The following is a 26,996-nucleotide window of genomic DNA, read 5'->3' on the forward strand; positions in this document are numbered from 1 at the left end:
GGAATTAATAGACTTTATGAGGTATATTCGTGTTTTTTTTAAAACCTTTATTATATGCTTAGTTTTTCTATTCTCTTGCTGTCAGCTGTATGCCCAAGATCAGTTGCAGGAGCTACAGAAATCATACTATAATCTTCCGTTAGGGAGTAAGGAACGGTTTCTGTTGACCGGAAAATATGCGCAGGCCCTATATTTCAACAATGAGAAAGCATTGGCAAGTCAGTTGCTCAATGATAATATTCAATTGGCCAAAAATTACCCCGACAAACAATACTATGCCTATTTAAATTGCATCGCAGCAATGAATAGTTATAACGATCGCCTTTTTGAGAAATCGCGCTTTTACCTGGAACATGCAAAATCTGTTCTTCCCATAATCAATGATAATGGTATCAAGGGATATATTCATTATTGTGATGGCTGGATTATGACAAGGCAGAACAAGGAGGATCAGGCTGTTTCCCAGTTTCATAAAGCAATTTCTTTTTTGGAAAAAGCCCCCCAGACAGATGCGAATATAGCCCGTAAATTGGCGGTATATAAAGAATTGACGGCTATTTATGCCAATCAGCGGAATTATGAATTTCAGGAGAAGTACACGAACCTTTTATTGGAGACAGCGAAAGCAGGTCAGAATACGAATAGTTTATTTGATGCCTATATGCAAGCCGGTTACCTATTTGAGGAGGAATATCGGTCAAACCGAACAGATCAGCAACTTTTGAAGAAAGCCGAAGAACATTATCTGGAAGCTTACCGAATAGCAAAAACTAATCAGAAAAATCTTATTAACCCGACAGATATGGCCTATGTCTCCGTGAATCTAGCCAATCTGTATCATGAATTTTATCCTGAAAATGGTGCTAAAAAGGCGATTTCATTTGCTCAACAGGCTTTAGAAATTGCACAGGAAACAGGACAATATGCCATCTCTGTTCCAGCCTATGGTGTATTGGCTGACGAGGCATTTAAAAGTGGCCATCGGGATCAGGGGAAAAAGTATCTGCAACAAGCGCTTTACAACCTGCAGCGAGAGCCACATTATGATTATCAGATGGGGTTAAGTCTTTTTAGTAGACTGGCTGAAGTGAGTGTCGAAGAGGGAAAATACGAAGAGGCATTTCAATATCAAAAAAGTTATATCAATGTTTTCGAGGAGGCATTCAATTCGGATAAATTGGATAAAACCAAACAACTTGAAATAAAATATGAACGGGAACTACAAAACCAAAAATTAATGCGTCTTCGTTTAGAAGGGGAGAAAAAGGAACAACAGATCAAGCTGATGAAAGCACTAAATGACCGACAGAATCAATTGGTTGAAAATTTAAAATTGAACGAACTAAACCGTACCCAACAGTTGAAAGTGCTCCAGCTTGAGCGTGACAAAAAGGAACAGGATTTACAATTGAGCCGCTTGGAGAATGAACAACGATTACAGGAACTGGATGTTTCCAAGCAGGAGATTGCCTTTAAGTCACGTATGAATTCGATTTATATCTGGTTATTTATTAGCTGTTTAATCGCTGTCATCTTATTATTTTATGCCTACTGGCAACGTTCCAAAACATTAAAGCAAAAGGAACACCTGCACGGGCTTGAAATCGAAAAAAATAATCAGCAACATGCCATTAAAAATCTGACGGCGATGTTGGCGGGGGAAGAGAAGGAGCGGACACGTCTGGCTAGAGACCTGCACGATGGCTTAGGGGGATTGCTGTCAAGTACAAAATTAGGCTTATCCTCGATCAGCGATGACGCCACCAAACAGCCTTCAGTTAAGGATGGTATTACACGGAGTATCGAACTGCTGGATGATGCTGTCGACGAATTGCGTCGACTTGCACATAACCTGATGCCGGATCTAATTGTCAAATATGGTCTAGAGGAAGCCTTAAAGGATTATGCCACACGGATGAGTCAATCGAATTGTCAAGTGGAATGTGAATTTATCCAATTTGAATCAAAATTAAGTGTAGAACATCAGATTTCCTTATACAGAATAATCCAAGAACTGGTAAACAATGCCTTGAAGCATGCTGCAGCAAGCAATATCTTTATACAACTTTCTGTATATAATGAGCGTTTACATATTACTATTGAAGATGATGGCAAGGGATTTGATACCGAAAAGATAGATTTACAACATTCTGCAGGCATGCACAATATACAGTCAAGACTTTCTTTTCTACATGGCGACATGAAGGTTATATCCGCCATTGGCGAAGGAACTACCATAGAAATTGAAATGCCTGTTGTTTAATTAATAATTTAAGATGATAAAAATAGCGATTACAGACGATCACCCGCTGTTGTTGGAGGGATTAAAAAATATTATCAATTCCCACGAAGATTTTGAAGTTGTGGGTATGTATGCAAGTGCAGCAGAACTATTTAAAAACATTGTAGCAGATGCACCGCTTGTATTGTTATTGGATATCAATCTTCCCGATGCAAATGGAATTGATTTGGTCAAGGGATTGAAAGAAGCACATCAAGAGCTGAAAATAGTAGCCTTTAGTGTGCATAATGAATTGGCGGTTATCAATAGTATTTTGAATGAGGGTGCAGATGCTTATCTTCAAAAAAATGCCACTGGCAATGAAATCATTACCGCCATATCCGATGTTTTAGTGGGCAAGCGGTACATCTGTGAGAAAACCCAGGTTATACTCAACAAGAAAACAGATGCCGGATTGAAACAAGTTCCTAAACTTACACGCCGTGAAAAGGAGATACTGACCTTTGTAGCCAAAGGAATGACGACCAATCAGATTGCCGAATCGCTGTTTATTAGTTCCCATACCGTGGAGAGCCATCGTAAAAACTTAATGGAAAAATTTCAGACGAAAAGTGTGACCGCGGCAGTCAAATCCGCTATAGAATATGGTTTGATACGCGAAGCTTAGTAGAAATTTCTGAATTACCTGAATTCAGGGATGAGAATAGCCTATTGCATTTGATACTTTTGATGTTATAGATAAATAAGAGAAAGTATCAAATGTATATGGTTATATCAGCTAGTTTATTAGGCCGTCGGGGAAGAAAATTGCTTCCCTATTGTTTTGGCGTTATGTTGTCTTTGGGTTTTGGCTCGGTGCAAGCGCAGGGCTTTGATACCAAAATACCCGATGGGTCAAATACAGTAGTGGCTATTAATCTGGCTAAAGTCGTGGAATACGCAGAAGCTTCCACATTGAATAAGTTACTGGATCGGGTTGGTTTTTTCAAATATTTTGAAAAGAAGAGTATTGACCTGCAAAAGGATTTCCAGCAGACAGGAATTGATTCGAAGGGAATGGCTATATACTACAGAAATGATAGGGATAGCTTGTTATATGGAGAGATGATTGTCCCGATCAATGCTGTCAGCCGTTTTGAAAAGTTGCTGAATATGCAGGGGACTCCGCTTCCGGCCTTGAACGGTTATAGCCGATTTAGAACCACGGATGGTCAATTGCTCGCTTGGAATGCGAAGGAGTTTAGAGTTTTAAAAGGAGAGGTTGGCACGACCTATTTTGCCAACGATTCTATTGCTGCATTGTATGGCATCGAAAATATAGATTATGCCGCGGCAGCAGTATCTGCTGCCACTGCGGCTGCAGATGAGGCCGAAGCAGCAGCTGACTGTGCGGATTCTGTACTAATGGATTCTACAACGATGGAATGGGATGCATTTGATTTTGATACATTGCAAGCTGAGGTACAGCAAGAGGAGGGGGAACCTTTGCAAGTCTATGCCAGTGCAACCGATGCTGATACAAGTGTCTATGAAGATCATATCGACTACGATTCACTTGATACGGCTTTTGAGGAAGTGAATAGACGAAATGATTCTATCAAGAATATATTATTGGAAAAATGGTTACTGCGTGAGCAGGAGCAGCTATTGAGCGGCAACTATCCGAATATACCTGCACAAGAGCAGGCACGTTTTCTAAAGAATGTGGATATTGCACGTGTATGGCTATCCAAAGTTGAAGGTCTCTATGACGGACTTCGTTCCGTGCGTTCCATGGTAGATGCGTATTATCATACAAGCAGTTTTTCTTTGGAAAATGACTATAAGGACATGTTTTTTGACCTGACACAACAGGGAAATAAAATTACGCTAAAAACAGGTGTAACCTTAGGCAAAGATTTAGTGAACCTGACTAAACAATTGTATGCAAGGAAGCCTAATCCGAAGTTCGCAAAGTATTTGACAGAGGAAACATTGGGATATTTTAATGTCAATGTGAATTCCGAGGCTTACCTAAAGGAAATACCAGCATTTTTCACAAAAAACCTGAAAAAATATTTTGGAAAGGAGAATGAGGTACTTGAGCTGATGGCCCTTGGACTTGAAATTGCACTGGATGAAAAAGCTGTTGCCAAAATAATGCCCGGGGACAATTTGGTCGTTGTCAATGGAATTACTAATTTGAAGATCGACTATGTTGATTACGACTATGATGATAATTATGACGTAAAGGAAGTTAATAAGACAAAGGAAGAGAAAGTGGTGTCTTTTATTTGGATGTTTACATCCGAAGATCAAAGAATTATCAAAAAGGCATTGGATGTCGCGGTGTCAAAGTCCGATGCAAGTTTTGCAGGCGGGATCTATAAAATCAAACAAGGTAATGGCAAAGATTTTCCTTTATACCTAATGTTCAATGAAGATCTAGTGATGATCAGTAACGATAGCCTACAGTTAAATAAAATTTTGCACAAGGATAACTATCCGACCAAACCCAATAAATCTTTTGCTAAGCTTATGAAAGGAAGTAAATTTTCTGCGGCTTTCCAAACAAAGAAAATACCAGCACTGGCAAAAGATCTGAACCTCGTATTGGGCAATAGCTGGCGATCTACACTAGCAGAATTGAATAATTATGGTAATTTTACCTTGAGTTCTAAAGGAATTGTGGGCGATAGACTGGAAACTGATTTGCAACTTGAACTGCCAGCAAACGAAAACAATGGCTTACAGTTTATGATAAGCCAACTGCTCGATGGCATTGTGCCGGATGAACAACCCGAACTGGACAACCCAATTGATATAACTGACAATGATTAAAAAAGGAATAATTTGGACTTTAGGTATTATCATAGGATTAGTGATAATAGGATGGGGAATTTATATCATTCGACAACAACAGTCGTATAAGTCTGTGGTCCATAAAAAGAGTAAGGCTTTATTGACAATTTCCCTGGATGATATCCTATTGAATCAATTTTTCGATAAATGGCAAACTGCACCGAAAGGAGGGCAGGACTTTGCAAAAAAATTGACTAAGCTAAAAGACAATGGAATAGATATCAAAGCCAATGTATTCCTTTTTTCTCTGGAAGACAGGACAAATAACTTTTATGCTTTTTTTGATTTGAAAGACGAAAAGCAATTCCTGACCTTCTTAAAAGAGGGCCTTGCAGTTGATTCCATTGAAAACAATGTTGCTCCGGGAGTAAATTATGCTTATCAGGATACAAATAAAATTGCATTTGTTTGGAAGGGTAATACCTTGTTGGTGGGACTGGGTTTTAATCTCGATAAAAAGAAAAGTGAAATGATCCAGTTGATCCAGTCGGATACTGAGCGGGTTTCTATTGAGAGTTTCATCAATCATCCGAGCGAACTAACTCGCAAATCATTGCGTTATAGCGATATTTCTTCCAAAAATTTTATTGAATTTGACCTGAAAGGTAGCTGTATTGAGATCGCAGGTGAACTCCAATCTGATACTTGGAATTTTCCACAGGAATATCTCGTACGCGAGTTGGTAACCGAAAATTACATCAGTAAAGGCTGGATCAATTTTCCAAACGAACGGTTAAAGACAGCTTTAAAAGACATGCTTGTTGATCTTCCGATTTCGGCAGATTCGATTATGGTCCATGCGAATGGGAATTATGTTGATATCGAAGTTTTAAAAAATCAGGTCGTACAGACAGATACCATTATTAATTATGCTGTGAATGACAAGTTTGAAACAGTAGAGGAAAAAACAGCCTATGAAAGTAAAGTGCCAAATGTTAGGTTTGGTATTCGGGGGGATGAGCGTTTACCTAAATTTCTTCCCAATAAGCTGTTTTACCAGTGGTTTCAGCAAAATGATGGACAATTTAGTATATTATCGACGGATTCAACGATAGACAAGATGCAGGCGAAATATACGAAAACCAATAGTCTTTCACATGTCGCAATTCATCTTGTGGATTGGCCGAATGCCTTAAAAGTCACTCCGATTTTAATGTTGAAGGCGATCGCTTCGGATATGGATCTCACCTTAAAAGTCGCGGGTACCAAACAGCTGGTTTTTCAGGGTACTATTCGGGACTATTCGCATGAATAATAGGGGTACAACACACTAGGCTGTCACTGTTTCTTTGTAAATCCAAAAACATTCTTTACCGGAAGGTGGTTTATTCTTATTGACAAGAATGATCAATATGGATATAAGGACTAAAAGTAGAAGTAAGATAAAGACCTACTGGCGAATTTTGAAGAGCTCAGTTGCCGGGTTTTTGAATGAAGATTCAATGAAATATAGTGCTTCATTATCATACTACACTGTTTTTTCGATTGGCCCAATACTGGTTTTAATAATTGCACTGGCAGGTATATTTTATGGTGAAGATGCCATCGAAGGGAAGGTCTTTATGGAACTGCGTGGCTTAGTAGGGAACAGTGCCGCCAGACAGATCCAGGAAGTTATTCAAAATCTCGAACTCTCGGGCAAATCCAACATGGCACTGTTAATCAGTAGTATCACTTTGATATTGGGAGCGACCAGCGTATTTGGTGATATCCAAAATTCAATCAATAAAATCTGGCATGTACGGGCCAAGCCAAAGAAAGGCTGGTTAAAGCTGATTCAGGATCGCTTGTTGTCCTCTTCCTTAGTGATTGGTCTGGGATTTTTACTGGTTGTCACGCTGATTATCAATGGTGTAATCTTGGCCCTTACTGGACAATTGCAACGTTATTTTCCAGACATGACAGTGGTGCTGCTTGACGGGATCAACTTTGCACTATCATTTGGTATTATATTCTTACTCTTTAGTATTATTTTTAAAGTACTTCCTGATGTCAATATTCAATGGCGGACAGTTCGAGCAGGAGCGCTATTTACAGCGGTTTTGTTTATTTTGGGTCGTTATCTGATCGGAATATATCTGGAACATTCAGCGACGCAGGACACCTATGGCGCTGCGGGATCATTTGTCTTAATTTTACTTTGGGTGTATTATACTGCTGCTATCTTATATTTTGGAGCGATTTACACAAGAGAATACGCAACAGTGATGGGGATTCCGATCGAACCCGCTCAATTTGCCGTACATGTGGAGACCCAGGAAATCGAACGTGCCGGTGGTGAGATTCCTCCGGCTCCGTTGACGCAGGAGGAGAAGCGGGTCGAGGCCGATCCGGTAGATGACCCCAAGACCTAAGGTTCATGATATACATGCATATGGAGCTCAAATAGATTTCTGCAGCTTCTTAAACACTAGTTAGTAGTATTGGAATTTATACTATATTCGTATAGTGTAACTTATGGTTTGTAAAGCCTAGCTATTTGGCGTTGTATGTTTGACATTAATAGAAAGAATATGTGGCAATATTACCTAATGGTCGGCCTTGGATTGGTACTGCTTTTTTTCGCATTTCTTACTTTTAGAAATGTCCTTTTATTCTTGAAAAAGGCGGAAAAGACGACAGCAACGGTTACTAGACTTCGGACAATAGAATCTGATGGCGAGGTTTATTCCCCAATTTTCCGTTTCCGTACAATGGATCAGAATGAATATGAGTACGAACTAGCCGAGGCGAGTAATCCACCAAGTTGGTCTGTTGGTGAAACAGAAACAATTATTTATGATCCAGCTGACCCGGCTACTGCGCAATTATATACCTACTTTCGTGTTTTCGCCTGGCCGCTTATCTTGTTATCCATCGCTTTACCTTTATTGGTTGTCGGAGCTGGTTTTTTTATTGCTGAATTATATTTGAAATAACAATTATTTTAAAATAAATAGACTGTTTCCTATCCAGCCCCTGTATCTTCAGTTTCTGTGGTATTATGTTCACGGTATAATTTTTCGCCGATTGCACCTTTATCACCCAAAGCCCGTCCCTTAATAAGCCATGAACTGCCAAATAAAAAAAGCGCAATGGCCTCAAAGACAAGTGTTGCATGTCCAAAGAGCTTAAAGGGAATCAAAGCGATACAAACGATTATGCCATAGCCACAAAAACGGTAGATATTATTTTCATTCATGATGCTAACCGGAATCTCTTGGTTTGGTTCCTGGCCAATAGTAAATACATTGATGGAAAGGAATGCAAACGTTAGAAAAAGTATGGCTGCAAAACCGTAGTGCAGTTCCTTTAAACCAACTGCAACGAGTGTGCATTGTGTGCAGCTGCTACCGATTGGATCGGTGGGTATAAATGCAACACCAATCGCCATAAATCCGGCAAGATTTGTGAGGAGATTATCATTTTTCCAAATGACTTTATTTCCATTGCCTTTATAGCAGATTAGAAATAATCCAACTGCACATAAAGTGCCAGTAAAAATTTCTCTCAGATTTGAAAAATAGTAATGACTGATGGATGGTTGAATGCTGGTGCCGAAAAACTTAAATAGGGACAACAAAACCAAGATAAAGGGTAGAAAGATACCCAAATAACCGATCGCCCGTCGTAATCTTCGATATGCAAAAAGGTTATGGTTCTGAATGTTTTTGATATGCATAAATACAATAAAGATTAGGTTAAAAAGTTTCGTATAGCGTGGCATGTCCCCAATTGCCGAAGACAGGCTTATTACAACTGAACAACTATTCTAAAAATTAAATCGCGTGTATTTTATCTAGACGCTTATTGCTTTCTGACTTCGTCATATAGTCTGTCCACATCTTTCTTTTGAAAGAGGGCGGTTCCCTCGGCCATGGTGGTTGCCGATCCGCAAGCTATTCCCATGCGAAGTAGTTCTTCGGTTGTGCCCTCTCTAGCCAGAACGGATACCATGCCTGCAACCATACTGTCTCCAGCGCCAACTGTACTACGTATTTTTACAAGTGGTGGAACTAGCTGAATTTTTTCTGCTGCGGTATACAATACGGCTCCCTGAGCGCCCAGAGATACGACAACAAGGACAGCTTGGCCCTGTGCAATTATTTGCTGGGCGGCATGATCCAGATCTGCGCTAGCAAGTTCCTCTTTTCCAACAAGAGCGGCCAATTCACCTGCATTTGGTTTCAGTAAATATACGCCTTCCTCCAAAGCAACTTTAAGTGCATCTCCGGAAGTATCTACGACTACTTTGCTTCCTTTAGCTTTATATTTATTGATAAGTAATCCGATAAAGTCCGCGGGAACGCCGTTTGGGAGGCTACCACTGATGACAACAAAATCAGGTATTGGATTTAATTGGTCAACAATAGCCAAAATGTTTTCCTTCTCTTCCGCTGTAAAGGCTTCCCCCGGAAATCCAAATCGGTATTGTTGATTCGTGGTCGTATCTACCACAATAAAGTTTTCCCTTGTTTCACTGCTGATAAGGATTGGTGTAATATCGAGTTCTTCTTGTTTTAATAATACTTCCAACATATTGCCCGTTTTTCCCCCAGAGGTAAAAAGTGCGTTTGAGGATATACCAAGTCGTTTGAGCGCACGGCTTACATTAATACCGCCACCACCGGCTTCATACTTTGGCGTATCGCAGCGCAGTTTCTTTTCGGGAACAATGTTTTGAACACTTGTACTTTTGTCTACCGAAGGGTTTAATGTAATGGTTAATACAGATTTTTTCATCATATTGCTTTCATTAAACTTAGGATTTTCCTATGCCGAATATATGTTAACATCTAAAAGATAGCTCCTAGTAATGTAGTGTAATGTCTTTCAAACAAATACAGTCCAATTCCTCTCGTTAATGCCATGACTTCTGAAATGGATTAAGGAAAGCAAGGTATGCTATATGAAGATAACCGTTATTTGTTAATTTACATTCAATTTTTTATAAAATTATTGGGTTGCTTGCAGGAAGTTCTTTGTCAGCCTTTTGGTATTTTATGATTGATTCAATTTCTATTGGCTGGATAATGGTTAGGCTAGATTTAATATCCAATAAGCTTTGTCAATCTAGATTGAGTTAAAAAGATTACTATAATTTTTGATTTAAATTATACGACAACGAATAGATAGGAAAGTATAGTAATAATAATCTCTAAGACTTTTTACAATATGTTTTCTCTGGAAACGAGGGTTAACAACTCCGGCGTATTGCTCACATTAAATTTCTGCAGCAGGTATTTACAATATGTGTCTATCGTTGAGTTGCTTAAAAGTAAGATGGCAGCAATTTCGGCTATTGTTTTTCCTTGAACTAGGTAGCGCAATAGCTCTCGTTCACGTCTGGTTAGGGTAGGTAATGGACTTGGATTGTCTACAGATCTATTTAACAAGTTGTCTGCTTCGGGACTCAAGACAATCTCTCCGCGCATCACTTTTTCAATAGCCTCCAAGATCTCGGTAGCTTCGGTGTTTTTAATAATAAAACCCGATCCTCCTTGTTGCAAAAGTTCAACGATCGTACTACGCTCAAGTGCACTGCTCATTCCCAATACACGAACAGCAGGGAACTTTTCTTTAACCTCCTTACAGACATCAATTCCACGTCCATCACTAAGAAACATGTCTACCAAAAGCAGATCCACAGGCTTAACTCTGATAAAGTTGTTAAATAGCATAATACTCGGAAAACCGATGACTGTTGCATTGGTGATATTCCTCCTGATAATTTCTTGAATGCCATCCAATACCATTGGGTGATCATCCAGTATAGCTATAACCAATTCTCTATCATACATAAATCTCAATATTTACAGAGGTACCATTTCCTGGGGTACTATCAATTGACAAGTTCCCTTTGAGAAAGTCAACGCGATTTTGGATATTTTTAAGACCTATACCAGTTAGGTTTGACATTTTTCCTGTGTCAAATCCCTTGCCATTGTCATCAACGGTGAGCAAGATAGTATCTTGTTCCTGGATAAGTTGCACGAGAATATTTTTTGCCTTACCGTGCTTGATCGCATTGGTCAATAATTCCTGCACAATACGGTAGATATGAACAGTATTATTCCTGGAAAGATCAGCTGGCAAACTACTGGATTGAAATTCAATCTGTACCTCGGAGCTTATCAGATCTGTACATAGGTTATGTACTGCTGTTTCTAGCCCATTTTTCAGTAGACTTTCGGGCATCATTCCCCGTGCGGTTCTTCTGAGCTCCCCAATGGCGGTGCCAAGTTGCTCATTTGCCCTTTGGACCATCAATTCTTTATCTGCGGTTGGATCCGAAAGTTTTAGTTTTATTCCACTCAATGTTCCACCGATACCATCATGTAAATCACGCGCGATCCGTATACGTTCACGATCTTCACCCTCTAGTAACGCCTGGGATATCTTAAGCTCTTGATCCCGACCGATTTCCTCCAAACGTTTTTTATTATTCTTTTTATTTGTCTTTAATACATAAAAAAGAAATAACATCACCAATAAGAAGGTAAGGGCGCCAATACCCAAAACCAGATTCATTAGCACTTGATTTTTGCTTTTTAATGCAGCTTCCCGTTGTTCATTTTCCAATAGCGCAATACGTTTCTCTTTGTCTGCAGTTTGATAATTGATTTCTAGATCATGGATTTCCACCTCCATATTTTCAAATTTCGTGCTATCCGAAATAGTGGAGTATCGTTGCTGAAAGGCATACGCCGTCTTATAATCACCGAGTTTGCTGGCCAGAAGGGCAATGTCCTTTGCGTGTCTTGCCGCAATCGAAGCTCGGTTATCTTCGCTTGCCATCTCATATAAAATATGCGAAGCTTTCAAAGCTGCCTGATGGTTCCCGGCCAATTTGGCAACCTCATATTGTGAATTGTAAAAATCATAATAATTGGTGCGGCTCTCCAGATGCTTGAGTGACTTTTCTGCTTGTGCGAGTGCTTCCCTTGATTTTTTTAAATCCTTTTTTTTGACGTAGTACCAGGTCAAATAGGCATAATATCGACCTGAGTATAATGAGGTAACGCCCACCTCATCGAGGTAATACTTTACTTGGTCGAGGTAGGTTTTCATCAGCACAAGATCATTTTGTCCGTACGTAATTAACGCGCCTATAAGGTAAGTACCAATTTTATGCTCGGCATCAAAATTATTTTTCTTTAGAAACGCGATTGTTTTTTTAAGATAAAATGTAGCCTTCTCAAAATCCTCCAATTCGTTAAATGTGACAGCGATATTTTCCAAAGTGACATGGTAGAGTTTATTGTCTTTGATCTTTTCGAATCTTGGCAAATTTTCGATGAGAAGTTCTGCCGTTTTTTTGAGCTGTCCAGTGACTTGGTAGTTAGCAGCCAGGTTATTTTTGGCATAAGCAACAACCCGTATTTCTTCCGTGGATTTTGCATCTTTTAGGATTTGGATAACCTGATTATTGTAATATTTTGCGCTATCCATATGGATCAATATGGTATGCAGATAACCCATGATCTGGTTGCCCTTTGCTTGATGAAGTCGAACCTTAGTTTTTCGGGCAAGAGCGAGCGATGTGTATCCATATTTGAATGCTGTAATGCTGTCCCCCCGGATAAAATATTCCCGAGCAAGCTTATTGGAGAGCGATAGCTTGGCAGTATCGGATTTTGCGGCCGTAAATTCATTTCTTAAACTATCTATAGCATTGGTATCCTGGCCATACACTGGGGATAGCAGTAGTATTGTTAAGATAAATTGGAAAAGCAGTTTCTTCATCTGAGGTGTTTTAATTGTATGCTTTTCAGTGATTTAAAAAGACTGATTTTAACACGTTAACAAACGTATTAAGTATTTTCAATTATTACAATACAGATAAATCGTGAAATTTATCCTCCTATTTATAGGAGGGTAAAGTAAACAGGCCATAAACGTATTCCCAGTTTTGATATTGTATTGTTTATTAAATTTAATATTAAAATTTCAACTAAAATCTTTCTAAAAAATATCCTCCGTTTTATACTAGAAGTTATGTTTGGAATCTTGATTACTGAGCCCTCGAAGATCTACGATTTTTTAACCATGTGCGAATGGGTTCATCATACCATTTTAAACTTATATAGGCTAATAATATACTGGAAATTAAGATGATCAGTGCATACGGCCAGGCCTGAGCGAAGGTCATCCCTTGATGATTACTGATCCAGGCGACGTAAAAATAAACAATTGGGTAGTGGACGAGGTAGAGTGGATAGGAGATATCGCCAAGGAATTTACAAACACTGTACTCTCTTTGTGTCTGTATTGTTCCACTGGTTCCCAGGTAAACAATAAGTGGGAAAATAATGATTATACAGATTGATTCGTAAACTCCATTCATCCAAAGATGTTCGGCACCACCGATGCGAGGCATATACAGGGTAATGGCGAGCAAGAGGCTACAGTACAAAAAGGCATACTTTATTTGAGAAGGTTTGCTTACCCTAGAAAGTAATAAACCGGCAAAGAATGGATACATGGTCCGGGTAAGGCCGATACGTAGTTGTTCCATATTGAGTGTCCAACCACCACTGACATCACCATTGGGGCTTGTAATGGCCAGATGGGCGAGAGCGACGGCCGAGATCAGCACCAAAATAGCGAGGGCGGTTTTTGACAGCTTTCGAATGCCGATCGCATAAAGGATATTGGCAATATATTCAAAGAATAGCGACCAGCCCACACTATTAAGAGGATGCATTTCTTGCCAGCCACGAATATCTAAAGAGAGCGGAATGGGTAATATGGTATAACCAATAAGCATCACCAGCAACATTTTCCATAAGGGAACCGTATGAATAAGTGGCCAGATAGTCGAGTCCGTAAAGTAGAACCCAATAGCGCCAAGGGTCATCCCTAATATGACCATCGGCTGAAGCCGCTCGATTCGGCGTTTAAAAAAGGTACCGAGACTCATCTTCTGCCAACGGTCATCATAGGCATAGCCAATGACAAATCCGGACAAGAGAAAGAAAAAGTCAACGGCGAGATAACCATGGTTGACTAGGATGTCCAGATGTCCGGTTCCTAAAGGTTCAGTAAGGTGGAAAGTGACAACGATGATGGCCGCGACACCACGCAATCCATCCAGGATAGGGTAATGGGATTTTGTAGAAAGACGACTTTGGTTCATTGCTTGTTGGATATAGGATTTAAGTTCGATTATCGTCAGTAACTTGCTATTTCATGAAGTTGATGAAATTAGAAAAATAACCGATCAGAATCCCGCTAAATCATATCAAATTCCCACTGATTAGTCTCATTTTCTTGTTTGACAAGTACCAGATTTCGTTATTTCAGAAACCCTTTTAACAGTAAGAATACTCATCAGTTCAGATAAAGATCTTATCTCTTATAAGTATTGTTAGCTCAGTAAAAAAGTTGATAAGAAGACTTTATTATCTGATTATGATTTATGGTTCTAATTATGTGTATTTACCGTAATAGACAATAATGATCCTTATGCAACGAATTGTAACTGATCGCTGGCAGATATAAGTTTGTAATTAGACAGGAAATAAAATGTCCTATCTTTATTCATAAACAATTTGACCTTGTATAAAAGTTTAAATTTTGAAGAATGTATAAATTAGTTATTTTATCCTTGTTTTTGATCGGCTGCACTGAAACAAAGAACAAGACCTCAAATTCGCCTGGAGTTATGAAAGATGTTGTAATAAAATCTATTGAAGTCATCAATACAGGAGGGCAGCTAGGATTTCACTCCAGTATGTTTATCGATAAAGACTCCACGCACTATCATCAAACAGTTGCGGCTAATCGGGCTAATAATTCAGAATATCATAAGAAAACAGTTTCTCAGGATTGGGAAGACCTGACAGCTAAAATCAATTTAGCAGAATTTCGGTCTTCGGAGGAAGGTAAAAGTGTTCAGCCCGTGGATGGTATTGATACCCAAATTATTCTCGTAAGCGATGCCGATACCATCTCAAAGATGAATGCTTATAATAATAAGATATGGAAGAGCATTGTTGAATATGTATATCACGACAAGAAATAGGGGTAACGTACTCAAGCGGTATTCGCGTCTATTTTGAACCTGGATTGCGAGATGATGCTAATGTTCAATCATTAAATAAATAATACGAGCACAATACTTATTATAACATAAGCGCAACAAATCAGGTAAGGATAAGCCTTAATATAAAAGTCCTTTCTGTTCGGTTTTTGCGGGAACTTGGCAAAAAAATCTTCAATATCGGATTTCATGTTCATATCAGGAGACAAAAAATATTTTGTGCCAGCTTGTGTTGTGATTCTTAACATAAACGCTTTTCTCGAATTATAGTTGTAAATATTATAGGTTGTGTTATCAGGCAAATGAACTTCATTTCCTTTTTCATCTTTCAAATAAAATTGATCTTCAGATTTTACGAATAAAATTTTTTGCATGGTACTTTTCATTACAACGATTAAAAAACCAAAAACTAAACTCAGTATTGCGATAATTAGCTGGGTTTGATTTACTGTATATTTAATATCTATAGCTTTAATGAATATGATTGAAATCGGAAATAAAATGAATATGGTAATTAGCGATGCTCCAAAAGTATATTTACTATGGAAGGTAGATAACGTTATTTCATTTTTCTTCATGTACGAATGGGTTAAGCCCCTAAATTATATAAAAAATATATGCTTAGGTATAAAATTATCGGTTTTTGTGACATCCATAATTGTTTTGGTCTTGTAAAATAATGGTTCTTTCAATACACTATTGCTACCGCCGCTTTAATCTTTTTTTGTTAAATTTAATAGGTGAATAATTGGATCAATCCCATACGAACTGGTTGATGATTAGTTTAATATACTGATAAGTGGCAAATGAAAATATTGAAAGGCATAATATCAAGTAGACAAATAGTTGTCATGTCATTATTGGGGATTTGCCTAATTTCTTGTCGTGATAACAAACAACAAAATCAGGGTCAATTGGAGCAAAGACCGAAGGAAAATACTTCCAAATTCTCATCTACACCTTCACAGATACCTATTTGGTCGAATAATATTCCTGATGCTGGACTTGTAACCGGGACAGAAACCTACAATGATGGAATGGTAAAAAATGTTTCCAACCCGACGATAACGATTTATCCACCTAAAGTGAAAAATACAGGGGCGGCAGCGATTGTATTTCCAGGTGGGGGATATAATAAGCTCGCTATTAACCTTGAAGGTTCAGAGATCTGTGAATGGTTAGCGTCAATAGGTGTAACAGGCATACTTTTGAAATATCGGGTTCCTGCCTCGGGTCCTCATTATGATAAAGATTGCGATTGTGAAAAAGATCCGGTCAAACCTCTTGCGCTACAAGACGCGCAACGGACAGTGGGATTGGTACGGTCCCGAGCAAAAGAATGGCATATAGACCCAAATAAAATTGGCGTCATGGGATTCTCTGCTGGAGGACATTTAGTTGCCGAAGTTAGTACGAATTATCGAGAACGTGCTTATGCCATAATGGATGAAATTGATCGGGTAAGTTGTAAACCAAATTTCGGAATTGTCATGTATCCTGGGCACATGACTTTTCACACGAGTAGGCTTTACGAACTTAACCGGACGCTTCCTGTTGATAGTCATACGCCGCCAATGTTTTTATTACAAGCCGGGAATGATAACATAGATTCAATACAACACTCATTAGTCTATTATATAGCCTTAAAAAAGGCTGGGGTTCCTACAGAATATCATATTTATGCCGAGGGTGGACATGCATTTGGATTGCGTGAATCGGCACAAAAAATTCCTGATTGGGAAAAATTGCCTATTGCCGATTGGGAAAAATTAGTGGAACGATGGTTACAGACAATAAAAATGACTACACATACGATTCATTAATAATATTAGATAAGAATAATGATCTTTCGTTATTTTCCTATTCATCTATATCCTTTTTAAAAAATATGCTGTCTTAAAATGAACTTCAATAAAGAACTATTCTGGTTTCTTTCTGAAGAATGTCAAAAACAACAGATAAATGATGACTATAACAACGGTACATACCGGAATCTCGAATAGGGACAGACCCCAAAACAGTAAATTTTTTACGTGACTAATCTTTTAGCATAAAGCGTTGAAACGTGAGCGGCCAAATGAGGAGTAATAGCTCGAAGATAACATGAGATAACAGACTTAAATGATGCAGATCATTAAAAAAGTTATTAAAATTATTAAATCAATGATTTAAACAAAAAAAGCCAATCAAAAGATTAGCTTTTTTTGTTTATGCGCTGTTGTATCTAAAAATTAGCAAGTCCATTTGCTCCCAGTGCCATGTAAAGGTTGATCCTTTCAATGCGCTGTTGGAGATGGAGATCGATATTGTTCATTTCCCTTTTTACCAGATCTCTTTGTTTTTGGAGTAGCGTGAAACTGTTGCTGCTGCCGATTTTAATCTGTTTTCTTGTTAAATCTATATTTTTCTCCAACGAAGAAATTGCCTGTTGCTGGAAAACCTCTTGTTTCTCGATTGAACCTAAATTTGCTAAGGCAGATTCCACCTCGTTGAAAGCTAATAGCACTGATTTTGCATACTGCTCAACAGCTTGTTTTTGTTGTGAGGTTTTTACTTCCACGTTCTTTTTTAGTTTCCCACCGTTGAAAATAGGGGTTGTTAAGCCACCACCGACTTTTATCAATGGATTGGAAAACAGATTGCTGATCCCCTCAACATTTGTTTCCGCAGCGCCAAAAGCAGCACTGATGTTAATAGCAGGTAGTCGTGCGGCTTTTGCTTCCCGAATTTCATAGAAACTGGATTCTATTTGAAATTGCTGGGCCATAATATCGGCTCTCTTTTCCAAAACATTTAGGGGAAAATTTGTCGGGATATGCTGTTGTAAGGCCGAAAATTTCGCACTGACTTTTATCAAACCCTCCGGGTACTTTCCACACAGCGTTTCTAAACTTCTTCTTGATTGCGAATTCGCATTTTTGATTTTCTCAAGGTAAGAGCTTAGGAGAATAGACTCGCTTTCTATATTGGACAAATCGAGCACGTTTGCCGTTCCAACTTTATTCTGAACAGTTAAAATCCTTTTTAAGTCTTCGGTTTTCGTAATATACTCACTGATTTTTTGTTCTTGGTACTGGCCTGCAATATTCAGGTAATATGCCTTAGCAATCATCCCCGCAACAGACTGTTCCAACATTTTTTGCTGAAACGTCGCCGAAAAGTATTGGCTTACACTCGCCATTTCCGCAGATTTGTTTTTTCCCCAGAGATCAAGTTCCCAGTTGGCTTTTAATTGCAACTTTCCGATGTGGCTTCCACTGACAAGATTGTTACCTGTATTTGCTAATGCATTAACACTTGGATAAAGGCTACTTCCGGCAATATCCATCGCTAACTCAACTTGATTCAGTTTTTCTTTGGAGATGATGATATCCGCATTATGGGCAAGCCCTTCTTTGATTAATGCTTCCAGTTCCGGAGTGAGTAGTTCGTTCATCCACGCATAGGAAAAATCAGGTTGATTTTCACTTCTTTCCTGCATCCATTTATCAGATATTTCAACATTCGCTTTTATCGCGCTTGTGTTTTTTAATTCTTCAATCTTCTCAGGTGTTGCATTTTTATAACCGATACAAGAAGTCAAGTTGAATAGGAGGAGAGCCCCCATACTTATTTTCTTTATCATGTTAATGTAGTTTTGGGATTAAGTAATTGATTTTGCTGCTCACACGCACCATTACTTTCCGGATAAGATGCAAAGGTTTGATATGGTCGGAATAAATGACAGCCGTTCCTCTTGCACCGACCGTTAAAGGTTGCTCGTTTTCGTCCAATACAAATTTTGCAATGAGCTTTCCGTCCGTTTCGGGCGCTTGTCGCGCTGTTTCAGGAATTCCTGAAGTTGTGGCATTACCACCAAGCATCCCACCGGCATTGTTCATAATACCTTGACTGGTTGCATCAACCACGTATTCCAATTTGGCTTTGACCACTTTCCCTGGAGCTGTTTTTAAAGCAAGCTCTACTTCATTACCATTTTTTACCGTTTCCAACTCATTTTGAGAGAAGAAGGCGATAATAGATTGTTGTTTTTGAATCAGTACAAAAGCAGATTTAAAAGGCGCCATCATGGCTCCTTCATTCAGCTGTACATTCGGAATCAGACCATCGGTAGGCGCTAAAACTACTGTTTGGGAAAGATTCCATTTTGCCTGATCCAATTTAGCTCTTAGTTCCGCAATAGACGCATTTTCGCCATTATGAGTTGAATGATATTTGGCTTCCAACGACGATTTTTGTGCCTGAGCTGCACTAATCCGCGATTGCAGATCCTGCGATGTAGCGACAGCTTGTTCTAGGTCGAATCTGTTGGCAGCACCAGCAGCTACGAGTTCCTGATACTGCTTTATTCTTTTATTGCTCAAATCAAGCTGAGATTGTAAACTCAGTATATTTTTGCGGGAAGCATCGATATCAGAAGTATAGGACGAAACGGTAGATTTCATATTGCTAAGCTGGGCCTCCAACGATTTTATCTCTTGCTCGTATGGTACCGGATCTATCGTAAATAGTGTATCTCCTTTTTTTACCTCCTGATTTGTTTTTACATATACTTTTTTGACCTTTCCTAAGGTTTGAGTTGTAATATCGACACTGCGGTTACCTACTTTTACATCTGATGTAATGGGGCAAAAATAGTTGAGACTCAATATCAGGGCAATAGACTCAAAAATGGGTAATGAGTATACAACAACTTGTGTATTGAAATTCCAAGGGATTAGTTTTAGTTTTTTGATGAGCAGCCAGCAAATACCAGCATATATTCCTATTAGTAATTCTAACATAATTTTTTGTTCTAGATGATTCTGTATTTCTTATAGAATTTATTTCTTTTCTTCAATAGGTAAGCTTTCTTCACCTGAAGAGGAGTCCGATTCGCCTAAATCCGGAGCCGGCACTTTATCTTTTTTATAGTCGTAGTTTGCCCATATCAAAGCAACTGGCCAAAGAAGACCGCCAAATATTAATGAAAGTAAACACATACTTTTTATGGCACTTAGCTGTGGATGATTTTTCTTCTCCGCTATTTTTTCGGGATAAATGTGTACTTTCCAAAACAGAAAAATTCCAGCGATAGGTAAGATAAATATGATAAGCCATGATGCGATATCTGCGATCGTGTCTTCGGCACCGCCAGTAGCGGCATGCGAAACGTGGCACAACAGCAATAAGCAAATTGTTGCGAATAATTTTTGCATGATAAAATAAATTTGGTGATAAAAATCTCGGCAATATCAATTAAGATAAAGCCGAGCATCATGAAAACATGATTTAAAACGAGTCTTTAGTTCCATATTCTTCGCGAAGTACATTTCGCAAAAGATCAACATTTTCATTGTAAATCGTAGTTTGCTGCGGGCTTAGGGCTTTGTCAAATGCTTTGTCCGTTTTCTTTAATGCTTTATGCAGTCTACGTTGTGCATTTTTTTTACCGCTATTATTATCCGCAGAAAAGTATGTGTCTAGGTCTTCTCTTACATTTTTTACTACTGTTTGATTGATGTCAAAAATCGGATCAAGTTGATCTTGGGTTAAATCCAACATTTTAGCCATGACAATAGTTCTAAAAGTAGCAGCTCTTATTATTTTGTTTTCCTTAAAGAGTTGAAATTGTACCGGTGATAGAATTTCCTGTACAGCTAGGTTTCTTTGTTTTAGGATACCTGTAAAACCTTCGATGTTCTCCGCAGCGCCTATTTGTTGAGCATTGCTATTTTGGCGTAAGTCTTCTACAGCATTGGCTGCCTGAAGGTTTATTTGATAAACCTGTTCGGCTTGCGTTGTTGTCATATTTAAAAATGACATTTCTTGGGTGATGTACAGGCCAACCTTTTCTGCTTCCTGAGATTGGGCATGTGCCGCATTAATTTCTAAAAGTGCGAATAAGCTTAAGACACCTATTCTTACAATAAATTTGTTCATTTTGTTTTCGTTTTAAATCATACTATTTGTACAAATAGCTGTTTTACAGCTTTTTTGACGAAGCAAAATTAGAACGAATACAGGCTAAAAAAGTATTCTTAAGTTAGTTTTTTGGTGGCCGTTTTTTTTGTATGCGGGCTGTTAATCTGGATAAAGAATTTGGTGTAATGCCCAAGAAATTAGCGATATGCTTACGATTTGTGTTTCTGCTGATGTACGATCGATTTTCTAGGAAAACCTCATAGCGGGCACTTGGAGAATCACTGCATAGCTGCTCTGTACGGATGCGTAAGGTATCAATAATAATTTTTAAGGATTTGACATAGAACTGGAAAATCCCTTTATGTTGAAAGGCCAAATCTTCAAATAGCTCTTTCGGAAATAGTAATAACTGGGTATCCACCACCGCTTCGATGGTATATTTTGTTTCCCGTTGGTCAGCATAATACTCAGGGATACTGGCGATAAAGGCATGATCTGCTTCCGAGGAAAAAAAAACATTATTTTCGGTGCCGTCATCCGAATAGAAATACCAACGTAACAAGCCCGTTGTCAGCACAAAGACGGAATCAAATCGATCATCCGTTTCCACAAGTTTGGTCTTCTTGGATAAAAATAACGGTTTGCATATTTTGGACAATTCGAGGCGTTCTTCATCATTCAGCTGCTGAAGGGATTCCAAATGTTTTAATATTTCCGACTGGCTCAACATCATCGTTAACGTATAAGTTCAAATTTAATAAAAATCGCTTTCATTTTACTAAAAAATGGCTTATGCAATTCAATGAAACTTTAACTCGTATCTGTCTTATGCCCGATCTTTTTTACTTTTCGAGTCGATCTTTCTTCTTTATTTTAAATTTGCTCTTCAATAAAATGCCAACAAACTCCAGCAATGTCAATAATGTTAACCTCTATGCCATATGGTTGTTTTTTTGGTTGTCCAATCTCTGGGATGCCAAACTTTTCTGAAAGTTTTTTTTGGGTTATATCGCTCCAAAAGTTATTCATATTTTCAATCTTAACCACTAGCATTAAATTTTGAGCGAATGTTTCATTATCATATTGTTGTAATATGAATTTGCAATTTCCATTTTGAAAACCGATAAGATTGTCATCTTCCCATACTATTGAAAAACCAAGCTCTTGGAACAATAGCTTTGATTTTTGAAAATCCTTGCCAGAAGGGATAAAGGGTTCAAGTGATAAAAAATCCATATGAAAATATTTATTCTGTTACAAATTAGCTATTTGGTGGTTTTTAATTTATAAAATAAAATGGATTTTATAAAATATGATCACCAGTTTTCTCGTTTTTTCTCAACTATTTCTGTGGTACTCTTATTGTTGGCTTCAAATAGATGTAAACAGTGCAAATAAATATTCCATTAAAGCGAATCGTAAACTGAGGCATTCGAATATTAAATTTTAATTATATGTAATAATAAATAGCATACATTTAAGCTGAATTTGATTGTCGATAGGCCGGGAGGAAGCCCGTATGGATATTTTTGGGTTGGACACTTAGTTAAAAAAATAGTAAATATTCAAATAGAGACTACTCTTGGGGGATAATGAAACGTTGAAATATAAAAAAAGGCAATGAATAATTTTTTCATAAACGAGCTACAACGGCGAAGTTGGATAATTATCGGCATTATGTTGTCGGTAGGTATACTACTTCCTATTATTTTTTTTAGTATAACTATGATGGAAACGGAATCTTACGGCAGAGCAGTTTTGGGTGAAGATCGTTATAATGCAAGGGTAATCGACAGTTATCTTTACGCCCTGGGATTTTTTGTCTGTTTGCTCTTACTGGTAATTCCAGCTATTCTTTTCATTAGAAGATATACTGATAATTATCGGCAGTTTATCATTACACTTTCTGAAAAAGACATGGAAAAGCTAGTAAAAAACAACGACAAAGCTCCTTTTTATGAGAAATTTATGCCACCTTATATTGTAAAAGAAGATGCGGTTCGTTTTTTTACAAACCTGCAGCAAACGACCATTGCTTTCAAGAGTATAATAAGCATTCATGTATCACAAACACATTACAAAGGGTATAATGCTACAGTGAAAATTCAAACAGCACAAGAAACATATCATTTTCGTTTGAGCGGAAATGTTCTTAAAGTACTAAATTTAGTAGACGAAGCCCTGCAAAGCAATCCCCAGATAACTGTAAATAAAAATTGGAATGTAGTTTAAAATAATCCTGTATATAGATCTGTTGCAGTATCGCTCTACACAGCGAACCACCCATTGACTATAACGTGCAAAAGAAAGCGGGTGAATTACCCGTAAAGAAAAGCTAATCGTAAGATTAGCTTTTCTCATGTAGCGGTTATTGATACCGGTGACGAAACGTTTTTAGGCGGATAAAGGAGCTGTTTTAGCTATTTTGTGTGTTGAGGGCCTTCTTGGCTTCTTCAAGTGTTACGGTTTTACCCAATGCACCAAATTCATGTAGATCGCCGAATACTTCGATACGGATAGACTGATTGATACCACCAATGTGTAATGGTTCAAAACCACTATCGGTAATAAGTTCCTCTATTTGTTGATTGCTGTTTGTGCTGTCTGATGCATAGAAAAGGACCTTTCTATTAGGCTCCGTAAACGCTGATTCTGACAAAGAACTAGCTCCCAATGTACCAAATGCTTTTACAAAATGTGCTTCTTTTGGGGTCAGATCCAACAAGACTTGGCCGGCAGAGATGTCTTTGTCAATAATTTTTTTGAAACCTCCATTACCGTCAGGAGCAATGGGATTGGAAACATCAATAATTATTTTTCCTCTTAATTTTGATGCGTATTGACTTAAAAAATCCTTGATTTTGTCAAAGTAGATGGCAGGAATGATTACATCGGCATCTTCTATTGCTTTAGCTGTTTCTTCGGCTGTTGCTAGAATGCCTAACTCAGAAGCAAAACTTTGCGCTTTACTGATTTCGCGGGATGAAATAATAACGGGATGGTTGCCTTTTACAAGATTATAGGCAATTGCTCTACCAATGTTTCCCAAACCGATAATGGCGACTTTTGTTTTTTGACTTGTTGTGTTCATTGCTGTATGTTCTAAATGTTATTTGCCTTTATTGACAATACAAAGTTGTGGTAAACATTTCAGCTAAGCTTATAAGATAAGTTAAGAAATACCCTTAATATAGTTTAAGGGTAAAGCTATTTTTTAAATCTGTCATTCTTTATTTTACTCAGAAATTCAGGGGTTACGCCTAGATAAGAGGCAATTTGGGTATTAGGTAACCTATTGGCTAAATGTGGATATTGGGTAATGAAACGATCATACCTATCGAGTGCGGTGGAGCTAAATGCCTGCAATAATCGATTTTGAAGTTCGATATATTTATCTTCCATGATGACACGGAAGTTGCGGTCAAACTTTGGATGGTTACTGTATAAGTACCACAGATCTCCTTTAGATATTTGTAATACGATAGACGGTTCGATTGCTTCTATGAACAATTTAGAAGGAAGTTCCTTGTGAAGGCTACCAATATCTGAAATCCAGTCATCTTCTGCTGCAAAAACAAGATTGTGTTCCACACCCTTATCATCCACACCATACATTTTAAAACAGCCACTTTGCACATAAGTAAAGTACTTACATACGTCTCCTTCTTGCAACAGGAACTGTCTGCGTTTTATTTTCCTTTCCGTAACACGACTCATCAAAGCCTGCTGCTCCTCATCATTAAGAGGAAGATACTTTTCAAAATGGTTTATTATATTTTCCAAATGATGATTGCTTTTTAAATTACTTCTAAATATACAAAAATGAAATAATTGGATCGAGTTCCGTCAAATCTTCTTTTGCGCCCTACTACCCAAATTGACGACCCTTCGTGTACACGGAGGCAGCAAGACTATAAAAACACTTTACGGGTTAATCCAATAGGAATCGAAGCCGCCTGAGGTCATTGTTTTAGTTGAATGCTAAACTAGGAATAGGATGTGGATTATGAGTCTATGTCTCTTTTACTGCGATAGAAGATTTTTTTAAGATTTGTCGGCATTCTTTTTGACATAGATCATCGTTATGAACCATCAAAAAAATAGAAATTTGGTTAGCTTTTCAATAATGGAAATTCTACAAGACTAAATTAATAATCATGGAAATAGGAATAGATAGTTTTATTGCCACTGGCGCATATGATGACGGGTTGCGTCCTGAGGAAAATATGATGGCTATGGAAGCTTTATTGTCAAAGATAGCGTTTGCGGATCAGGCCGGATTACATGTTTTTGGGCTGGGAGAGCATCATCGAAAAGAATTTTTGGATGAGTCTCCAGCAGTAATATTGGCGGCAGCGGCAGCTAGAACTCAGCATATTCGCCTAACGAGTGCGGTCACCGTACTAAGTGCGGCAGATCCTGTTAGGGTATTTCAGGAATATGCAACATTGGATATTATTTCCAAAGGCCGGGCTGAGATTGTAGCCGGAAGAGGGTCATTTATTGATTCATTTCCTTTATTTGGGTTCAATACCCAAGATTATGATGCACTTTTCGAAGAGAAGATTAAATTGCTTCTTGAAATCCGTGATAATGAAACTATAACCTGGAAGGGGAAATTCCGCCCAGAGCTAAAGCAACAAGCCATTTATCCAAGACCAGTGCAGGAACAGCTGCCCGTTTGGATAGGGGTAGGAGGAACTCCGCAATCTTTTATACGCGCCGGAGTATTGGGGCTTCCATTGATGGTGGCCGTTATTGGAGGTGAAACCCACCGTTTCCGTCCGCTGATAGACTTATATTACGAGGCCGGAGAAAAAGCTGGACATGCTAAGGAGAAACTTAACGTAGGACTACATTCATTAGGCTTTGTAGCGGATACAACAATGAAAGCGAAGAATATTTACTTTCCAGGATACCAGGAAATGATGGGTAAGATCGGCAAAGAGAGAGGATGGTCTACTCCTACACGAGAAATGTTTGAGGCCCAGGCCGACCCCACAGGTGCGTACGTTATTGGTAATCCCGAAGAAGTCGCCGAAAAGATTTTACGACATAGTGAGGCATTGGGTGGTATATCAAGATTTACGTTTCAGATGGACAATCCAGGACTTAGTAAAGAAGATATATTCAAAGCCATTGAATTAATCGGGACAAAGGTAATTCCTATGGTAAATCAATCCTGATTATTTTTTGACTGCTCTAGAACGGATTCTGCTAATGGTTTCTTGCGTAATACCTAAATACGATGCAATCATGCGTTGTGGAAATCGCTGCACAAATTCAGGATAGTTATCAATAAGCATATTATATCGTTCTTCAGCTGTCATACTTATGGCGGCATTGATTCTTTTTTGGCTGGCAAAAGAATAATTTTCATCCAACTGGCGTATGAGTTCACTCATTATAGGAAGGGAGAATACTTCTTCTGCGGCTTTCTTTGTTAAGATGAGTAAATCAGTAGCTTCACAAGCCTCAATATTGAAGGAAGAAGGAGTGAGTTTTGCAAAACTCTCGCGATCGACGACCCACCAGCCTTCAATATAGAGGCTCATTATATGTTCGGTACCTTTGGTATCTGTACTGTATTTTTTCATGGAGCCTTTGACAAGAAATCCTATATGGTTACTTACATCACCTTCCTGTAAAAAGATCTGTCGTTTTTTGAGTTTATGTGGTACAAAATTATTTTTGAGAATGTTAATTTCATTTGCTGCCAACGGTCTGGAGACCCGCGAATTGATATATTCGATTAAAGAGTTATACATGAATTATTATTTTACCGAACCCAAAGATAAATATACTGAAAATATAAATCCTTTATAAGATATCATCAAATGTGGAAGGATACCGATAAAGCCTGATCGGAGAGGCGTAGGGTGATTGCTACAATGGAAATCTAAAATTGCCACGCAAAATTCTTTGGATAAATAATTATAATACATTGAAATATAAATCAATATATGTACATTGTTTTATAATTTC

General features: G+C 38.2%; 25 protein-coding genes. 10 read left to right on the forward strand and 15 right to left on the reverse strand.

Annotated elements, in window-relative coordinates; translation table 11 throughout:
- Positions 1-16 precede the first annotated feature (16 nt).
- The 6 genes from M2408_RS01740 (at position 17) to M2408_RS01765 (ending at position 8,001) form a co-directional block, all read left to right on the forward strand.
- Positions 17-2,263: a sensor histidine kinase gene (locus M2408_RS01740; protein WP_259178711.1), complete on the forward strand. Its 2,247-nt coding sequence runs from the start codon at positions 17-19 to the stop codon at positions 2,261-2,263.
- Positions 2,264-2,276: 13 nt separating this feature from the next.
- The gene (locus M2408_RS01745) at positions 2,277-2,909 is read left to right on the forward strand and encodes a response regulator transcription factor (RefSeq protein WP_259178714.1); all 633 of its coding nucleotides are present in this window, start codon (positions 2,277-2,279) and stop codon (positions 2,907-2,909) included.
- 98 nt (positions 2,910-3,007) lie between these two features.
- Entirely contained in the window at positions 3,008-5,062 is a 2,055-nt protein-coding gene (locus tag M2408_RS01750) for a hypothetical protein (RefSeq protein ID WP_259178716.1), read from the forward strand.
- Positions 5,055-6,338 (forward strand): hypothetical protein, encoded by a 1,284-nt coding sequence (locus M2408_RS01755; protein WP_259178718.1) that lies wholly within the window; start codon positions 5,055-5,057, stop codon positions 6,336-6,338. Before M2408_RS01750 ends, M2408_RS01755 begins: the two co-directional genes overlap by 8 nt.
- Before the next feature lie 97 nt (positions 6,339-6,435).
- A complete protein-coding gene (locus M2408_RS01760; protein WP_259178720.1) occupies positions 6,436-7,437 on the forward strand; it encodes a YihY/virulence factor BrkB family protein in 1,002 nt (333 codons plus the stop codon).
- A gap of 159 nt (positions 7,438-7,596) precedes the next feature.
- Complete coding sequence (locus M2408_RS01765; RefSeq protein WP_259178721.1) at positions 7,597-8,001, forward strand: DUF3592 domain-containing protein; 405 nt, start codon at positions 7,597-7,599, stop codon at positions 7,999-8,001.
- A 29-nt stretch (positions 8,002-8,030) separates the two neighbouring features.
- Here the strand turns inward: M2408_RS01765 and M2408_RS01770 are convergent, their stop codons facing one another.
- The 5 genes from M2408_RS01770 to M2408_RS01790 all read right to left on the reverse strand — a co-directional run bounded on the left by M2408_RS01770 (position 8,031) and on the right by M2408_RS01790 (position 14,201).
- Positions 8,031-8,744, reverse strand: a complete 714-nt coding sequence (locus tag M2408_RS01770) for a hypothetical protein (RefSeq protein ID WP_259178722.1) — start codon at positions 8,742-8,744, stop codon at positions 8,031-8,033.
- A gap of 125 nt (positions 8,745-8,869) precedes the next feature.
- Positions 8,870-9,808 carry a 1-phosphofructokinase family hexose kinase gene (locus M2408_RS01775; RefSeq protein WP_259178723.1) on the reverse strand — a complete coding sequence of 313 codons (939 nt, stop codon included), beginning with the start codon at positions 9,806-9,808 and terminating at the stop codon, positions 8,870-8,872.
- Positions 9,809-10,230: 422 nt separating this feature from the next.
- Entirely contained in the window at positions 10,231-10,863 is a 633-nt protein-coding gene (locus M2408_RS01780; RefSeq protein WP_259178725.1) for a response regulator transcription factor, read from the reverse strand.
- The gene (locus tag M2408_RS01785) at positions 10,856-12,808 is read right to left on the reverse strand and encodes a sensor histidine kinase (RefSeq protein ID WP_259178727.1); all 1,953 of its coding nucleotides are present in this window, start codon (positions 12,806-12,808) and stop codon (positions 10,856-10,858) included. The genes M2408_RS01780 and M2408_RS01785 overlap by 8 nt, the downstream gene beginning before the upstream one ends.
- Positions 12,809-13,076: 268 nt before the next feature.
- Positions 13,077-14,201: an acyltransferase gene (locus M2408_RS01790; protein ID WP_259178730.1), complete on the reverse strand. Its 1,125-nt coding sequence runs from the start codon at positions 14,199-14,201 to the stop codon at positions 13,077-13,079.
- A gap of 447 nt (positions 14,202-14,648) precedes the next feature.
- On the opposite strand from M2408_RS01790, the gene M2408_RS01795 reads away from it, so the two are divergent.
- Positions 14,649-15,089, forward strand: a complete 441-nt coding sequence (locus M2408_RS01795; RefSeq protein WP_259178731.1) for a hypothetical protein — start codon at positions 14,649-14,651, stop codon at positions 15,087-15,089.
- Between the two features lie 71 nt (positions 15,090-15,160).
- On the opposite strand, the gene M2408_RS01800 is transcribed toward M2408_RS01795, so the two are convergent.
- Positions 15,161-15,685, reverse strand: coding sequence for a hypothetical protein (locus M2408_RS01800; protein ID WP_259178732.1), 525 nt, complete (start codon positions 15,683-15,685; stop codon positions 15,161-15,163).
- A gap of 273 nt (positions 15,686-15,958) precedes the next feature.
- Here M2408_RS01800 and M2408_RS01805 point away from each other — a divergent pair, with 273 nt between their 5' ends.
- Positions 15,959-16,930 carry an alpha/beta hydrolase gene (locus M2408_RS01805; protein WP_259178734.1) on the forward strand — a complete coding sequence of 324 codons (972 nt, stop codon included), beginning with the start codon at positions 15,959-15,961 and terminating at the stop codon, positions 16,928-16,930.
- Between the two features lie 401 nt (positions 16,931-17,331).
- Here M2408_RS01805 and M2408_RS01810 read toward each other — a convergent pair whose 3' ends face one another.
- The 6 genes from M2408_RS01810 to M2408_RS01835 all read right to left on the reverse strand — a co-directional run bounded on the left by M2408_RS01810 (position 17,332) and on the right by M2408_RS01835 (position 22,247).
- Positions 17,332-18,732, reverse strand: a complete 1,401-nt coding sequence (locus M2408_RS01810) for a TolC family protein (RefSeq protein WP_259178736.1) — start codon at positions 18,730-18,732, stop codon at positions 17,332-17,334.
- Between the two features lies 1 nt (position 18,733).
- Positions 18,734-19,891: an HlyD family secretion protein gene (locus tag M2408_RS01815; protein WP_259178737.1), complete on the reverse strand. Its 1,158-nt coding sequence runs from the start codon at positions 19,889-19,891 to the stop codon at positions 18,734-18,736.
- A 39-nt stretch (positions 19,892-19,930) separates the two neighbouring features.
- Positions 19,931-20,305, reverse strand: coding sequence for a DUF3302 domain-containing protein (locus M2408_RS01820; RefSeq protein WP_259178739.1), 375 nt, complete (start codon positions 20,303-20,305; stop codon positions 19,931-19,933).
- Between the two features lie 73 nt (positions 20,306-20,378).
- The gene (locus tag M2408_RS01825; RefSeq protein WP_259178741.1) at positions 20,379-21,029 is read right to left on the reverse strand and encodes a hypothetical protein; all 651 of its coding nucleotides are present in this window, start codon (positions 21,027-21,029) and stop codon (positions 20,379-20,381) included.
- 103 nt (positions 21,030-21,132) lie between these two features.
- Positions 21,133-21,744, reverse strand: a complete 612-nt coding sequence (locus tag M2408_RS01830) for a Crp/Fnr family transcriptional regulator (RefSeq protein ID WP_259178742.1) — start codon at positions 21,742-21,744, stop codon at positions 21,133-21,135.
- Between the two features lie 140 nt (positions 21,745-21,884).
- The gene (locus M2408_RS01835; RefSeq protein ID WP_259178745.1) at positions 21,885-22,247 is read right to left on the reverse strand and encodes a hypothetical protein; all 363 of its coding nucleotides are present in this window, start codon (positions 22,245-22,247) and stop codon (positions 21,885-21,887) included.
- A 489-nt stretch (positions 22,248-22,736) separates the two neighbouring features.
- On the opposite strand from M2408_RS01835, the gene M2408_RS01840 reads away from it, so the two are divergent.
- A complete protein-coding gene (locus M2408_RS01840; RefSeq protein WP_259178746.1) occupies positions 22,737-23,243 on the forward strand; it encodes a hypothetical protein in 507 nt (168 codons plus the stop codon).
- 184 nt (positions 23,244-23,427) lie between these two features.
- On the opposite strand, the gene M2408_RS01845 is transcribed toward M2408_RS01840, so the two are convergent.
- Together M2408_RS01845 and M2408_RS01850 are read right to left on the reverse strand one after the other, a co-directional pair.
- Positions 23,428-24,102 (reverse strand): NADPH-dependent F420 reductase, encoded by a 675-nt coding sequence (locus M2408_RS01845; protein WP_259178748.1) that lies wholly within the window; start codon positions 24,100-24,102, stop codon positions 23,428-23,430.
- Positions 24,103-24,218: 116 nt separating this feature from the next.
- Positions 24,219-24,794 (reverse strand): Crp/Fnr family transcriptional regulator, encoded by a 576-nt coding sequence (locus tag M2408_RS01850; protein ID WP_259178750.1) that lies wholly within the window; start codon positions 24,792-24,794, stop codon positions 24,219-24,221.
- Between the two features lie 374 nt (positions 24,795-25,168).
- On the opposite strand from M2408_RS01850, the gene M2408_RS01855 reads away from it, so the two are divergent.
- Positions 25,169-26,197 carry an LLM class flavin-dependent oxidoreductase gene (locus tag M2408_RS01855; protein ID WP_259178752.1) on the forward strand — a complete coding sequence of 343 codons (1,029 nt, stop codon included), beginning with the start codon at positions 25,169-25,171 and terminating at the stop codon, positions 26,195-26,197.
- On the opposite strand, the gene M2408_RS01860 is transcribed toward M2408_RS01855, so the two are convergent.
- Positions 26,198-26,779, reverse strand: a complete 582-nt coding sequence (locus M2408_RS01860; protein ID WP_259178754.1) for a Crp/Fnr family transcriptional regulator — start codon at positions 26,777-26,779, stop codon at positions 26,198-26,200. It abuts the gene before it with no gap.
- Positions 26,780-26,996 lie beyond the last annotated feature (217 nt).

This window comes from Sphingobacterium sp. BIGb0165, assembly GCF_024810095.1.
Classification (GTDB): domain Bacteria; phylum Bacteroidota; class Bacteroidia; order Sphingobacteriales; family Sphingobacteriaceae; genus Sphingobacterium; species Sphingobacterium detergens.